16 protein-coding genes are annotated in these 13,456 nt (G+C 48.1%); 10 read left to right on the top strand and 6 right to left on the bottom strand.

The window, feature by feature from the left end; all coding sequences use genetic code 11:
- Window positions 1-40 precede the first annotated feature (40 nt).
- From QUB16_RS01265 to QUB16_RS01280, 4 genes are all read left to right on the top strand, one after another.
- Entirely contained in the window at window positions 41-448 is a 408-nt protein-coding gene (locus QUB16_RS01265) for a DUF309 domain-containing protein (RefSeq protein ID WP_333313463.1), read from the top strand.
- A gap of 316 nt (window positions 449-764) precedes the next feature.
- On the top strand, window positions 765-1,235 hold the full coding sequence (locus QUB16_RS01270; RefSeq protein ID WP_333284367.1) for an LptA/OstA family protein: 471 nt from the start codon (window positions 765-767) through the stop codon (window positions 1,233-1,235).
- 173 nt (window positions 1,236-1,408) lie between these two features.
- Window positions 1,409-2,137, top strand: coding sequence for an LPS export ABC transporter ATP-binding protein (lptB, locus tag QUB16_RS01275; protein WP_333034782.1), 729 nt, complete (start codon window positions 1,409-1,411; stop codon window positions 2,135-2,137).
- An 81-nt stretch (window positions 2,138-2,218) separates the two neighbouring features.
- A complete protein-coding gene (locus tag QUB16_RS01280; protein ID WP_333313465.1) occupies window positions 2,219-3,385 on the top strand; it encodes an LptF/LptG family permease in 1,167 nt (388 codons plus the stop codon).
- Between the two features lie 312 nt (window positions 3,386-3,697).
- Here the strand turns inward: QUB16_RS01280 and QUB16_RS01285 are convergent, their stop codons facing one another.
- The 3 genes from QUB16_RS01285 to QUB16_RS01295 form a co-directional block, all read right to left on the bottom strand.
- Window positions 3,698-5,065: a hypothetical protein gene (locus QUB16_RS01285; protein WP_333313468.1), complete on the bottom strand. Its 1,368-nt coding sequence runs from the start codon at window positions 5,063-5,065 to the stop codon at window positions 3,698-3,700.
- Between the two features lie 383 nt (window positions 5,066-5,448).
- Window positions 5,449-5,808: an RNA-guided endonuclease TnpB family protein gene (locus QUB16_RS01290; protein ID WP_333313711.1), complete on the bottom strand. Its 360-nt coding sequence runs from the start codon at window positions 5,806-5,808 to the stop codon at window positions 5,449-5,451.
- Complete coding sequence (locus tag QUB16_RS01295; RefSeq protein ID WP_333313469.1) at window positions 5,801-6,631, bottom strand: transposase; 831 nt, start codon at window positions 6,629-6,631, stop codon at window positions 5,801-5,803. Before QUB16_RS01295 ends, QUB16_RS01290 begins: the two co-directional genes overlap by 8 nt.
- A 262-nt stretch (window positions 6,632-6,893) precedes the next feature.
- On the opposite strand from QUB16_RS01295, the gene pgl reads away from it, so the two are divergent.
- The 6 genes from pgl (at window position 6,894) to QUB16_RS01325 (ending at window position 11,287) form a co-directional block, all read left to right on the top strand.
- Window positions 6,894-7,613, top strand: coding sequence for a 6-phosphogluconolactonase (gene pgl, locus QUB16_RS01300; protein ID WP_333313471.1), 720 nt, complete (start codon window positions 6,894-6,896; stop codon window positions 7,611-7,613).
- A gap of 207 nt (window positions 7,614-7,820) precedes the next feature.
- Window positions 7,821-8,612 carry an FHA domain-containing protein gene (locus QUB16_RS01305; protein WP_333313473.1) on the top strand — a complete coding sequence of 264 codons (792 nt, stop codon included), beginning with the start codon at window positions 7,821-7,823 and terminating at the stop codon, window positions 8,610-8,612.
- Between the two features lie 82 nt (window positions 8,613-8,694).
- Window positions 8,695-9,186, top strand: coding sequence for an FHA domain-containing protein (locus QUB16_RS01310; RefSeq protein ID WP_333313475.1), 492 nt, complete (start codon window positions 8,695-8,697; stop codon window positions 9,184-9,186).
- Between the two features lie 55 nt (window positions 9,187-9,241).
- A complete protein-coding gene (locus tag QUB16_RS01315; protein ID WP_333284384.1) occupies window positions 9,242-9,979 on the top strand; it encodes a PRC-barrel domain-containing protein in 738 nt (245 codons plus the stop codon).
- A 169-nt stretch (window positions 9,980-10,148) separates the two neighbouring features.
- Complete coding sequence (locus tag QUB16_RS01320) at window positions 10,149-10,838, top strand: hypothetical protein (RefSeq protein ID WP_333313477.1); 690 nt, start codon at window positions 10,149-10,151, stop codon at window positions 10,836-10,838.
- Window positions 10,835-11,287, top strand: a complete 453-nt coding sequence (locus QUB16_RS01325) for an FHA domain-containing protein (protein ID WP_333313478.1) — start codon at window positions 10,835-10,837, stop codon at window positions 11,285-11,287. The genes QUB16_RS01320 and QUB16_RS01325 overlap by 4 nt, the downstream gene beginning before the upstream one ends.
- 246 nt (window positions 11,288-11,533) lie before the next feature.
- Here QUB16_RS01325 and QUB16_RS01330 read toward each other — a convergent pair whose 3' ends face one another.
- The 3 genes from QUB16_RS01330 to QUB16_RS01340 form a co-directional block, all read right to left on the bottom strand.
- Window positions 11,534-12,193, bottom strand: coding sequence for an RNA-guided endonuclease TnpB family protein (locus QUB16_RS01330; protein ID WP_333313480.1), 660 nt, complete (start codon window positions 12,191-12,193; stop codon window positions 11,534-11,536).
- Window positions 12,123-12,626, bottom strand: coding sequence for a helix-turn-helix domain-containing protein (locus tag QUB16_RS01335; RefSeq protein ID WP_333313482.1), 504 nt, complete (start codon window positions 12,624-12,626; stop codon window positions 12,123-12,125). The genes QUB16_RS01330 and QUB16_RS01335 overlap by 71 nt, the downstream gene beginning before the upstream one ends.
- A 77-nt stretch (window positions 12,627-12,703) precedes the next feature.
- Window positions 12,704-13,282, bottom strand: coding sequence for a DUF1997 domain-containing protein (locus QUB16_RS01340; protein ID WP_333313484.1), 579 nt, complete (start codon window positions 13,280-13,282; stop codon window positions 12,704-12,706).
- Window positions 13,283-13,456 lie beyond the last annotated feature (174 nt).

Genomic DNA, 13,456 nt, shown 5'->3' on the forward strand with positions numbered 1-13,456 from the left:
AACACACATCCGCCATCGAAAATCCCCAATCCCCAATCGAATGACAGAGGAAATGCCGATCGAGTTTTGGCAAGGTATCGAACAGTTTAACAGCCAAGACTTTTATGCTTGTCACGATATTTTAGAGGCTTTGTGGATGGAAGCCGGCGAGCCGGAAAAAAGGTTCTATCAGGGAATATTGCAAATTGCGGTCGCGCTTTATCACTTAGGAAATCACAACTGGCGTGGTGCAGTAATATTGCTGGGAGAAGGAATAAATCGGCTCAGTTATTATCAGCCCAGTTATGCTGGAATTGCCGTTGAAGACTTGCTCGGACAGAGTGCTAAACTTTTGAGCGCTTTGCAACAAGCAGGGCCGGAAAAAGTCGCTGAATTTGTACCGTTGTTAACAGGAACAGAAGTTGCCGGCTTGCAATTGCCGCGAATTGTCAAAGTACCGAAAAGTTAAATAAAAGTTAAATAAATGTTTGTATTAGGGTGTGCAGTAGACTTTGCCTCTACACAGAGGAGGGCTGGCTTTGTTGCCCGCTGCACAAGCAGATTGATTGGCTGTGGAACGAGCATCTTGCCCGTTCCCGGTTAAGACAGTTCCAGCCACTGAGCAAAACAGCCAATAAAATTCGCGGTTGTCTTGCTAGGATAATTGGTTGAGACTTTCGGGTCAATCGATCGACCTCACGAAAATCTTTCTGACCGTTAAGATAAAATATCTAACTGGAGATAATGCCCTTCAGCAATTTCACAAATATTGAGGCTCCAAGTTTATGATGCTCTCCGCTAAACTACTTAATTCGCGAATATTCAAAGGATTATCGCTGCTGTTGCCCCTGACTCTGGCAGGCGCGATCGCCTCTCCCACCTATTCGCAAGCCAACGCGCCCCGCACCCTCAGCGTGCGATCGGACATTCAAGAAGCCGACTCCAAAACCGGCATCGTGACAGCCCGCGGCAACGTCCAAATCAACTATCCAGCCCGCCAAATACAAGCAACTGCGGCTCAAGCTCAATACTTCAGCCGTGAGCGCCGGATCATTCTCAGCGGAGATGTTTACGTCTTGCAGCAGGGCAACAGCCTGCGCGGCGAAACCATAACATACCTCATCGACGAAGGGCGGTTTATTGCCCTGCCAGACAACCCAGGACAGGTAGAATCTGTTTATCTGGTTGCCCCCGAACAAGATGCGGCAGCCCAAAATACATTGGGCTCCCCACGTCCAACTACAGCCCCCCGGTAACAGTGGCTCGCAGCAGCGAAATTTCGCCTCAGCCAAAACATACTACTTGGGATAGATGCGAAATTTCGTCTTTATAAAACTCACAAACTTGAAAAGGTAAAATTTAAATTAGAGACTCGATCGCACAAAGCTGCAGTCTGAAATTGAGCTTGTAGAGGTTGCCGGGAGCGAAAATGAAAATTGTACTCGAAAATATTCACAAATCCTACGGAAAACGCAATGTAGTCAGTCGCGTCAACCTGTCAGTAGCCCAAGGAGAAATCGTAGGACTGCTCGGCCCCAACGGTGCCGGCAAAACCACCACATTTTACATAGCAACCGGATTAGAAAAACCCAATCAAGGCACCGTTTGGCTAAACGATTTAGACATCACTAAATTGGCGATGCACCAGCGAGCACATTTGGGAATTGGCTATCTCGCTCAAGAAGCAAGCATTTTCCGAAACATGAGCGTGCGGGACAACATTTTGTTAGTTTTAGAACAAACTCAAGTGCCGCGCTGGGAATGGCGCGAGCGAGTCGATTTCCTATTGCAAGAATTTCGCTTAGAAAAAATAGCATCTAGTTTGGGAATTCAAATATCGGGGGGAGAAAGGCGGCGGACTGAACTAGCCAGAGCATTAGCCGCAGGGCGAGACGGGCCCATGTTCCTATTTTTAGACGAACCGTTTGCAGGCGTCGATCCGATCGCCGTAGACGAAATTCAAACCATTATTGCTAAACTGCGCGATCGTAAAATCGGCATCCTCATCACCGATCACAACGTCCGAGAAACCCTCGAAATTACCGATCGAGCCTACATCATGCGAGACGGCCAAATTTTAGCCTCCGGGGCTGAAGAAGAACTCTACAGCAACCCTTTAGTGCGACAGTATTACTTGGGCGACAACTTCGTGCGATAGTCTTTTGAAGGCATTCGGCAAACGGCAGAATTTTAGATTTTAGATTTTAGATTGAGGAGCAATCTGCGAGAACGCGCCACTATGAAAATAGCAATATCCAATTCTTTCAATCCCATCAACTGGCTGCCGAGAATTTCAGTAATGGACTGGTACATTACCAAAGAACTAATCGGCCCATTTTTATTTGGCGTCGGACTCTTTACATCCGTCGCCGTCACAGTTGGAGCTTTATTTGAATTAGTCCGCAGAGTAGCAGAATCCGGCCTCCCCTACGGCGCAGCAATAGAAATTTTTCTCCTGCAAATTCCCTACTTCGTAGTATTGGCTTTCCCCATGTCAATGCTGCTAGCAACCTTAATGGCTTACAGCCGAATGTCCAGCGACAGCGAACTCATCGCCCTCCGCAGTTGCGGAGTCAGCGTTTACCGATTGATACTGCCTGCTGTGATAATGAGTTTAATTGTTGCAGGATTAACCTTTGGTTTGCAAGAGTTAGTTGTACCCGCCGCCAGCTACAGAGCAACTCTGACTTTAGACAGAGCCCTGAAGCGAGAAAAACCGATATTTCAAGATAGAAATATTATCTACACAGAATTTCGCAAACCAGAACAAGGCGGCGACGAAATCCTCGCCCGCTTTTTTTATGCAGAACAGTTTGACGGCCAGCGAATGAAAGGTTTAACAATTATCGATCGCTCCACCCCAGGCCTCAATCAAATCGTTTCTTCAGAATCAGCTACTTGGAATCCCTCAGAAAATACCTGGGATTTTTTCAATGGAACCGCTTATATAGTTGCTCCTGACGGCTCTTACCGCAATATAGTTAGATTTCAACACCAGCAGTTGCAACTCCCCCGCACGCCCTTAGATTTAGCTGCGAGAGCGCGGGATTTCAAGGAAATGAACATTGCCCAAGCTTTAGAGCGTTTGGATATCCTTAAAAACAGTGGCGACGAACCGCAAATTCGCAAATTAAAGGTGCGAATTCAAGAAAAATATGCTTTTCCTTTCGTGTGCATGGTATTTGGTGTAGTGGGAGCAGCTTTGGGAACTCAACCGCGCCGCTCCGGCCGAGGAACGAGTTTTGGTATTAGCGTAGTTGTGATTTTTACTTACTACGTATTTTCTTTCATCACCAGTTCTATGGGCGTGAAAGCTGTTTTGACTCCGATTCTGTCGGCTTGGCTGCCGATCGTGTTTGGCTTGGGAATCGGGGGATTGTTGTTGGTGCGGGCCGCCGCTAGGTAAGTTTTACCGGGAGCATCTCATCTTTGTAAAAATACTTCTTCTGGCTCCTTCCTTCTTCCTCTTTCCTTCTGCCTCCTGCCTCCTGCCTTCTGCCTCAAAACTCCAATTTCTAGCTGGGCTGCTTTTATTGAGATGCTCCCGTTTTACCGCTAACATTGGGAATGGCTAATTCGGAACTTGTACTGTAATTCGACCGCCTTCGGCTCCTTTGCCTTCGACGACGCTGAGTAGAACCGAAGTCGAAGGCCAGGAACCGCATAGCCTAAGTATTGGGAATTGATAATATCGTTTTCGTGGCCGAACTTCCTTCATTTAAGGATTAGAAAAAGTATTGATTTCGCCGCCGCCAATGTAGCGTCCCGGAGCCAGAGAGCGGGGTGTAGCAAAAGTTTGAGGTTGAATGGGCTCCACGCCCTGATTTGTGTTTTGGGGAACAACTCCAAAGTTAGGCTGCTGCGGCAAGTTAAGCTGACTCGGTGGAGGTGTTTGAAATTGAGAATTCGCTGAATTGGGAGAGAATTGAGGGCTAATTATCTTGCTTCCCCCAATCCCATTTGGAAAGGGAGATGAACCGACATTGGGAAGTAAAGGTGTTGGCGAAGGTATGGCTACTGGAAGTGCCACAGGTTGAACTTCAGGTGCGAAGCCTGAGCCCGATAAATTAGTTTGGTAGGGATTTTTCGGCAAAGCCACCGGTGCAGCCCCTGCATTAATTTCGGGGAGGTTCGGCACTCTGGAATTTAACCCAGCCAATGATTCAGCGACTGTAGCTGTCGGTTTTAAGAATTCTTGAGATTCCTTGCTCACAGTATTTGTCGGAGCCACCAGTGGGGGAAGTGCTGTGGGAACATTCACAGGATTTGCTCCACCTTGAGCTGTAGCGGTCGTTGGGAGCAAATTTGTCGCATTTACAGCAGCCGGATCGGAAGCGGGTCGATCGAGCAATGTAGCCTCGTCTGCAGTTTTCTCACCTGAAGCCACCGTTGCCGAAGGGTTAGCAACGACGTATTTTTTCATAGCTGCTTGCAGCGGACTCAAAGGCAAAGAATTTTCGTTTTGTTTATCTGAATTAGCATCACTCGACGCCTGCGATAAAGTTGCTGTCGCTGTGCCCCCAGACTCAGGCTCGATCGTTTTTATCCCGGAAGTCAGTCTCCCACTGCCCGATAAACTCAACGCGGATGTTGCGTTTGAACTTGGCAAGCTGGAATTTGGGGGGTTATTGTTTCCGGCCTCGACAGCAGGAGTTGCTAAATTTGGCAATGGTACAAATCCGCTGCTTCCTACCCGCTTGGGGGCTGAAGAGGGCGGAGGAGTTTCTAAGTCCCGATCTCGAAGTTCCTCGAATAAACCTTGGCTTTTTACTACTGATGAATTTAACAAGTTCAGTTCAGAAGCAGTAGAGCCATTTAACTGATTGACTAGCACTGGTAAGCTGTCGATTTCCGCCGCAATGGCGCTATCTTCGGCAGACAGCCCCGGCAGCGAACCTGAATTGTTTGAGGCTGCTTCTTCTTCGCCATCTATGCTCAACCTTTCTGGATTTACAGATACCTCCCAGATAAATAACCCCCCGGCACAGAGCACGGCTAACGGAGCCCAAACCGCCGGTTGCGTCCAGTGGCGCAACCGCGCTATTAGATAGCGGACAGATGTAGGAAATCGCTTAAAACTTGACATAGTTTTGCTTCCATCCGAGCGTGCGGATTTAAAACTATTTTTCCTAGTCTACCACATCAATCTTGATTATTTTTGCAAGGCCGGGGTAAGTGCGATCGGGCTCATCTCGGTTTGGCTTTTACGGTCGGTGTGCGATCGTCCGGCTGGCTATATTTATAGACTTTGCTGTGCGGGACGGATCGGAGTCCCAAAAAACGCTTTTTACTTTCTGCCCAGATGCTCCGAGTACGATCGAACTTTTGATTGAAAGTTGTGACAGCTCAATGCAACAGGTGAAAATCCATAAAGCACTGGTAGGAATATGTCTTGCTTTCCTCCAATCAAGGGGCATAAGTTGACATCCACCCCGGCGTAAACGCACGGGGATTCCTAAGACTCACGACTTAGGTTTCTGCTTCCGTCCCTGACGGGGATTTCGCACCAGCCTTAACAGATTTACTCTGTTCGGGTCTTACAGTCGCTCCACAGACTGCCACGGCAAGCCCTGCCGCCAAAATGTTCTTTGCCGCGTTGATGTCTCGGTCATGGTGCGTCCCGCAATTAGGACAATTCCATTCCCGGATATTCAACGGCATCTTGTCAACGATGTGTCCGCAATTGCCACACCGTTTTGAACTCGGAAACCATCGGTCAATCTTAATTAAAGTACGGCCGTACCAATCGCACTTGTAATCTAGTTGTCTGACTAATTCCCCCCAACTTGCATCACTTATAGAAGCGGCAAGTTTGGGGTTTTTAACCATATTCTTCACAGCTAAGTCTTCTACGGCGATGGCGCAAGTTTTCACGCACCAACCGTGTTGTTAACTTGTGAAGATTATCTTTCCTTGCATCAGTAATTTCTTGATGCACTTTCGCTACTTTAAGCCGTGCTTTATGACGGTTGTTTGACCCTTTCTGTTTCCGGCTTAAAGCTTTCTGCGCTCTTCTAAGCTTGCGATATTTTGCCTTGAATCCTTTGGGATTGGCAATCTTTTCGCCAGTGCTTACAGTGAGCAAGCTTGTAACTCCCAGGTCGATACCGACTTGATTATCTGTTCTGGGTAATGATTCAATTTCAACATCTACCAGCAAAGAAACTGACCACCTGCCTGATGGTGCAAGCTTTACGCTTAAGGTTGATGGTGTTGCACCATCAGGTAGTGTCCGACTCCAGCGAATTGGTAACGCTTGTGTGCTTTTTGCTAGGTAGACTTGTCCATCTTTGAACTTAAATGCTGACTTGGTAAATTCTGCACTACCACCATTGCGTTTCTTTTTGAAGTTAGGATATTTTGCCCGCCCATCAAAAAAGTTGGTATAAGCCGTTTGTAGGTGACGCAAACACTGCTGTAACGGTACGCAACTAACCTCGTTGAGAAAATCTAGTTCTTCGGTTTTCTTCCATTCGGTTAACATTGAAGAAGTCTCAGCATAGCCTACCCGTTTCTGTTCTGCGTACCAAGCTTCCGTTCTTGTGGCTAAAGCACGGTTGTAGACCAAACGAACACAACCCAAAGTACGTCGCAACAAACTTTCTTGTTCCGGCGTTGGGTAGAATCGATAGCTGAAGGCTTTTAGTGTCATGCTGACCTTAAATAAGCTATTTCACAGACTAGCACGTCTTGTGTGAAACGGTATAACTTAACAAAAATTCATGTAAAGCCGTCCTTTTAGGACGGGGTTTGGGCCATCCGCTTCGCTCCGCCCATTTTTTTGATGATAAAATCTTATGGGATGCTGTGCCCGGCCTGCCGGGTCGGTCAGCCGCTCGACCTCAAACCAAAATGTCAAGGTAAAATTGGCAATTGCTGAGAACAACACCCAAGGAAAGAGAGAAAGGAAATTGATGAAAAAAATAGTAGAAGTATTAGCAAATCGGGAAGAATTAATAGATCGATCGCTCGGGATTGTCCTGTCAAAAATCCACTCCGCCATAGCAGAACGCGGAGTTTGTACGATCGCCGCAGCGGGCGGAAGCACACCGGAACCCCTCTACAGAGCGATCGCAGCCCAAGACCTGCCTTGGGACAAAATTCACGTCTTCTGGGGCGACGAACGCTACGTTCCCCCAGAACACCCAGACAGCAATCAAAAAATGGCGCGCCTCGCGTGGCTCGATCGAGTAAATATCCCCGCCAGCAACATCCACCCCATGCCCACAGGCGCCGGCGACCCCGCAGCCGACGCCTCGGCGCACCAAATCGAATTGCAGCAGTTCTTCAAAGTATCCGAGGGCGAGTTTCCTGCTTTCGACATCATTCTATTGGGCATAGGGGACGACGCCCACACAGCTTCTCTATTCCCAGGCACAGCAGCCTTACAAGTCCGCGACGCCCTAGTAACTGTCGGCAACAAAGACGGTCAACCCCGCATCACCTTTACAGTCCCCTTAATCAACCGCGCCCGGTGCGTCATCTTCATGGTCGCAGGAGCCAGCAAACAACCCGCCCTGGCTCAAATTTTTGCCCCCGCAGCCGACGAAATGACCTATCCAGCCAGACTCGTTCAACCAGAAGGCGAACTTTGGTGGCTGCTCGATGTGGCTGCTGGCTCCTCCGTAAAATAGCCGACAGAGCCGCCAGCGTGCCAACACAGTCAGCATTATCACTAACTCAATCTTGCCCATCACAGCTAACGTCACGGCGTCAGCTCAGTTGCTAGTATTAGAAGCAATATAAGAATTGTGGCGGTTAAAGTTAAAATTTGACCATATACACGACGAGTATTTTTATGAGGCTGATTTGAAAATCTGGCCGATAGCAAGGAGAAATCGATGATTGTCTGTCCCAATTGCAATCACCAGAACCCCGACGGGGCCAGCCAGTGTGAGGCTTGCTACACGCCTTTACCTGTTACCGCAAGTTGCTCGAACTGCGGTGCAGCAGTTCAGACAGATGCAGCATTTTGCGGTCAGTGTGGCTTTAACTTGCGTCCGGGTTCCATAGTTCCAGAAGTTGAGGTGACAGTAACGTCCCCCTCGCCTGTAGGCCCCACAGTGGTATCGTCACCGGCGCCCGATTTAGTGCCACCCGATCCCTTGATGGCAATGGAACCTCTAGTTACCCTGAATAAGGGGCTCAACTTGGAAAAAACTCCCGCCAGCCTTCCGACGATTCCCGATCCCCCCCCTTCGCCCTCGGTTCCTGTTACAACTGAATCGGTGGCAACACCAGTAAATATCTCTCCTCCGGTTCCGGGCCCACAGCCAGTAGGTGTAGCTAAAACTCAACTGCAACAGCAGTCGGCGCGCCTGCTACACGTTCAGACGAATACGCCGATCGAATTACCTCACAGTCTGTCTGTGGTTCACATAGGCAAGCCAAATGACTTAGTTCCGCCGGATATTGATGTTTCGGGATTTGCTAATTCTGAGATAGTTTCTCGGGTACACGCAAATCTCCGGGTGGAGGGAGATGCTTGCTACCTAGAAGATGTAGGCAGTTCCAACGGCACTTACGTCAACAATACTCCACTACCCAAGGGAAACCGCCACCGGTTGCGACCGGGAGACCGCATCTCTCTGGGCAAAGGAGACCTGGTTACGTTTTTATTTCAAATCTCTTAGATCGAGTTTGGATTGGGCGATCGAAAGTCTAAAATCTAAAATCGCATCTTGAGGCGCTCTACCAAAACTCAATTCTGCCAATGTGATTAAGCTGACCTTGCTACATCCACTCCAGTCTATACCCGTCCGCAGTTGGATCTTTGAAGACGAGCAGGTCGTCCGGATCGGGCGCTCGACGGAAAACCACGTCGTTCTTTTTAGCGCTGTGGTTTCTCGTCGCCACATCGAATTGCGGCGCAGCGGCATAACTTGGGAACTGATCAATTTAGGTACCAACGGCACTTACCTCGATGGTAAGCCGATCGCTAAGGTTCCCATTGTGGACGGTCTGATCGTTCACTTGGCTCGCTCAGGGCCGAAAATTCAAATCAACGTAGGCCCGAATCAGTCCTCAGTCCAGTTAGGACTTCTTAGCGTCAAGCCCAGGGAGGCTAAGGAAATTCACGCTCCCTCGGGCGGCGTGCACATTAGCACGATTCCTGTTCCCGACCAAAAAGAAGTTGGCACTTCCAGGGATGAGGAGGAGTTAACCCAGGCAGATAATAATCGCCATTATTCGGAAGAAGAATATTAAATCGGCTTCTTTGGACGATCGAGATTTTTCAAAGGCGGCACTCAGGAGTTTATTTATGAGTACATCACCACAAATTGTTAGGCGCAGCGAACTGCTCAACCGCCGCACCATCGACCGCAGAACGGCGGAAGAGGTCGGCAGGGTAGATCGGGTTTGGCTAGACGCTCACTCCCAGCGGGCGATCGGCTTTACTTGCAAGTCGGGACTTTTGGGCAGCAAAAAAACTTGGTTCGCTTGGGCGCAAGTAGATACGGTGGGGGAAAATGTTTTTGTCACCATTAACCCGGAACTGCCGGAACTTCATCAGCCGGAACAAGCTGTTTGTCCGATCGGGCTTGAGGTACTCACGGATGCTGGGAATCAGGCAGGTGCAGTGGTTGACTACCTATTTGATGTCCGCACGGGTTCAGTCACCCACTACCTATTTAAATCGAGCGGCTGGCGCGGTGTTTTAGACGACATTTACTTGTTACCTGTGGCAGCTATTTCGACCATTGGCAGCAAGCGGGCGATCGTCTCTGAAGCTGCTGTATCGGAACCCGTGCAGTACGCGGACGGACTGCACAAAAAAGTCGGTCTGGTAGCAGAGTTTTTACACGAAGATTTCGACAGAACTCTCAAAAATGTGGCAGGTGTGAAGCGGGGCGCTCAAAGTCTGGCGGAAAAATTCCAAGATAAAGCTCTAGAAGTCAGGGATGTAGCTCAAGAAAAAGTTGCAGAGTTGAAGCGGCAAAGGCAAGAATCTGTCCGACCAGAGCCGAAACCGGAGCCGCCTGAGTCAGATTTGAGCTGAAGTTTGGCCTTCCCCCTGGCCGGGGGACTAATTGCCGAGCGCATTTTGGGGCGGCGCGCGCGAGGAAGGTCGATCGGTATTTTGGCTATGAGAGAGTGATGCGTTGTCGCTCCAAATTCCAGTGCTGCTCAAAGCATTGTATTTTAAAGGTATCGCATCAATAAGGAAAATGTTAGCAACTCAAAAAGACCTATGCTGTTTGATACAACTCACATCTTGCACCATTCTCAAGAACAGGCAAGATGCCTGTTCCACAAAGAGTGAATTTTCTTGTGGAACAGGCATCTTGCCTGTTCCTAAACAAGTAATTGAGAATGGTGCAACATCTCAGATACACCCAACAAGTATTTTATCTAGAGACCCCAGGATTAATAATTGGTTAACTTCTTTCTTTATAAACAGCGAGACGTTGAGCAGTGACTGTCGCCCGATCGAGAACACGAATCAGCGCTGCAACCAGCGCGGGTCTGAGTTAAATTCTCTGGTTCGTCAGCCGGAAAAGGGTGATTTGGCCGATCGAATTGAGCGGCTCACCCATCGGCACAATCGCTCCCTCACCGACCAAATTAATCAAGCGGTTAAAACCGCTGTCCATCACTGGGAAGTTCACCCGATTAATAACATCGTGTTTGGTTGTTACCGACAACAGCAAAAATTTGCGCCTGCGCCAAAAGCTAACCATCAAAAGTTTGTTCAAATGCCTCAAGCAGCCAAAAGTTCGACTTTTAGGGTCGATAGACGGAATAGTTGCCCACTGACGACGGCTTTAAAAATCAAATTTTTTGCAGTTTTCTCCCAAAAAATCTCTCTAGAAGTATCCCCGTTTCTGTCTGGCGGTGGAGTGTCAAAACATCAGTGATTACCTTAACTCTTTTACATCCTATCCAGTCTGTCCCGGTTCAAAGTTGGTGTTTTGAATCAGAACCGGTGGTTCGCATCGGTCGATCGAACGACAATGATGTAATTATTTACAGCGCTGTAGTTTCCCGCCACCACGTAGAACTGTGGAATCACGCCCACGGCTGGGAAATTATTAATTTTGGGGCTAACGGCACTTATGTAAATGATAGACCGATCGCTCAGGTGTCAGTTGTGGACGGGATGACCATTCGCTTGGGCAATTCCGGGCCAAAAATCAGGATTCGGGTGGCCGCAACGAATCAACCGGGCAAAATAATCAAGCCACCGCAGCGCGAAGTCCGCCCAAAGGACGAAGTTTCAAAAGACAGGTCAACTCCTTTGCCGGGGGGGGTGGGAATAATCGAAGACGATGAACTTGGAGGGATCACTCAAATCGATCTTGACTGACCGGCAGCTATCTATCTATCGCTGTTGGCTAGTTCCCACAAAGCGACCGATGCCCAATTCGAGCGTCTAACTAATATTGTGGTCAGTCGCCTGATTGGTGCCTAAATATCCCTATACATTAATTAACAGCTTCTGCTTTGTAAAACTTATCTAAACTTGCCTAAACTCATTTTTAGACACAATTTCGAGTTCACTTCCTACGCTGTTGGGTAGACGGCTAATCCCAAGATAAGTAGGCTATCCCCCTCAAGCCGAGGGTTCCCAATTCACAATATTCAGGCTAGCATTCCAGTCGCGATCCAAAGATATGCCACAAGCAGGACAGTTAAAAGTCCGAATACTTAGTGGCATATCTTTTTTTGTACCACAATTGGAACAAGTTTTAGTGCTAGGAAACCATTGGTCTACCAACACTAAGTTAGCTCCATACATTTTGCACGCCATATCGAGTTGACGTTTGAACTCGTAAAATCCGAGGTCAGATATTGCCCCTGCCAACTTATGATTCGCCATCATGCCTTTTATATTCAAGTCTTCAATCTTAATTAGTTTAAATTTTTTGGCTAAATAAGTTGTCAACTTCTGAAGAAAATCTAAGCGAATGCGAGCTATCCGGGCGTGGAGTTGCCTAATCTTGTTGTAGGTCTTGCGCTGGTTTTGAGAACCCCGTACCTGTTTTGACGCCTGGCGCTGTAAAGTGGCAAGCTTGGTTTTCGCTTGCTTTAGCGGTTTTGGTGCATTAAAGACTTGCTGGTTAGACAGGGTTGCAAAACAGTTAACACCGACATCAATTCCTACAGAACTTTCAGGCTGCTGAACGGGTAAACGATCTGCATCAACGCAGAAGGAAACTTTCCCAGCGATTGCCTTCTTTTGAAACCGTAAAAGTTTGGGAGACGAAGCCACACTCTAATGGTTCAAAAAGTCGAAAAGTTCCCAGCGTAGGAATTTTAATAGTTTTCCCAGCGACTAGCAAAACTTTACCGCTAGATGAATCAACCGTAAAAGATTGGCCGCAGCGGCGACTGGCGAATCTCGGATGACCTGCTTTCCCGGAACGATACCGACTAAACGCATCTTTTAAGTCAATCAAAGCGTTTTGATAAACTCGACTAGATAACTGGTTCATCCAGTCGAATTCAGGCTTTTTCTTGACATGATTGGTGAGAACTTTCTTGACTTCGTTGAGTACCTTCGAGTCGGTAAATTTCCCCTCGCTGTACATTTGAGTCCGCAGGCTCAACCCGAAGTTGAAAACTACGCGCCGGAATCCTGCGTGTTTCGCCATCAAGGTCGCTTCTCTGTTATTTAGTTTTAGCGCTCGCTTGACAGCAAACATAAAACTTCCTCAAGGGTGATTAACTATGGACAAGTTCAGTAAACTATTTGGCACTTAAGTCTTGCTCTAGTAGGATTTCACCCTTCTAAAGATAAGATTGGGGGGAGAGCGATCGATCTTAGCTCACTTTCGCTGCTTGCCCAGCGGCGGTAATCTAAGAGCAACTGGTGCATCAACCGCTGTTTGACGCTCAGCAGTACGCTCTTGAGCAAAGCGTTCCCCGTTGCTTCTAAAATGGGTTTGGGCGTCAGCCAAAACGGCGGCGGTAATTCTACTTGCACTTCCAAATCCGCTTTTCCCTTCAAGTATGCTACCCCGCTGCTTTGGTGTACACAAAGCTTTCCTTTGAGATTGAGAGCAAAGCGATCGTTGATATAACCCACGCCCCGAATTTCGCAGGCGACGGACTCCAAATTGATTGTGCCATCCGACTGGGCCCACACCCTCATGTCTACTGTGGGTTGAATGCTCAGCATCATAAATTGTAACGGTCGCATTTTCAGGCGGAAACAGTCATCGTTTAGCTGTTGTGTGCGACTTCGATCGACAAGGGCGTTCACCAGTCGCCTCGGCTGGCGCAGATAATGTTGAATGGGAACCCGTTCCTCTGGTACGGCGAGCTCAACGGATTGGGAAGAATTAAAGCGGATATACATGAGAAAATATCAAAATATAGGATTCCTAAGCATATCTTAATAAAGTATCACCTTTTTTAAGGTGACATCAGTCGCGCACCCTTGTCGCGCACGCTTGTCGCTAACCCAGCAATGTCATCCGAGAAATCACTGATAAAACCTTTCGGGACATCGCTAATTTTTCATCATACTTCC

The organism is Microcoleus sp. D3_18a_C4 (assembly GCF_036702415.1).
Lineage (GTDB): Bacteria > Cyanobacteriota > Cyanobacteriia > Cyanobacteriales > Microcoleaceae > Microcoleus.

Coding starts and splice junctions, on each gene's coding strand:
- QUB16_RS01265 (WP_333313463.1), top strand. CDS start 41: ATGACAGAGGAAATGCCGATCGAGTTTTGGCAAGGTATCGAACAGTTT.
- QUB16_RS01270 (WP_333284367.1), top strand. CDS start 765: ATGATGCTCTCCGCTAAACTACTTAATTCGCGAATATTCAAAGGATTA.
- lptB (WP_333034782.1), top strand. CDS start 1,409: ATGAAAATTGTACTCGAAAATATTCACAAATCCTACGGAAAACGCAAT.
- QUB16_RS01280 (WP_333313465.1), top strand. CDS start 2,219: ATGAAAATAGCAATATCCAATTCTTTCAATCCCATCAACTGGCTGCCG.
- QUB16_RS01285 (WP_333313468.1), bottom strand. CDS start 5,065: ATGTCAAGTTTTAAGCGATTTCCTACATCTGTCCGCTATCTAATAGCG.
- QUB16_RS01290 (WP_333313711.1), bottom strand. CDS start 5,808: ATGGTTAAAAACCCCAAACTTGCCGCTTCTATAAGTGATGCAAGTTGG.
- QUB16_RS01295 (WP_333313469.1), bottom strand. CDS start 6,631: ATGACACTAAAAGCCTTCAGCTATCGATTCTACCCAACGCCGGAACAA.
- pgl (WP_333313471.1), top strand. CDS start 6,894: ATGAAAAAAATAGTAGAAGTATTAGCAAATCGGGAAGAATTAATAGAT.
- QUB16_RS01305 (WP_333313473.1), top strand. CDS start 7,821: ATGATTGTCTGTCCCAATTGCAATCACCAGAACCCCGACGGGGCCAGC.
- QUB16_RS01315 (WP_333284384.1), top strand. CDS start 9,242: ATGAGTACATCACCACAAATTGTTAGGCGCAGCGAACTGCTCAACCGC.
- QUB16_RS01320 (WP_333313477.1), top strand. CDS start 10,149: ATGTTAGCAACTCAAAAAGACCTATGCTGTTTGATACAACTCACATCT.
- QUB16_RS01335 (WP_333313482.1), bottom strand. CDS start 12,626: ATGTTTGCTGTCAAGCGAGCGCTAAAACTAAATAACAGAGAAGCGACC.
- QUB16_RS01340 (WP_333313484.1), bottom strand. CDS start 13,282: ATGTATATCCGCTTTAATTCTTCCCAATCCGTTGAGCTCGCCGTACCA.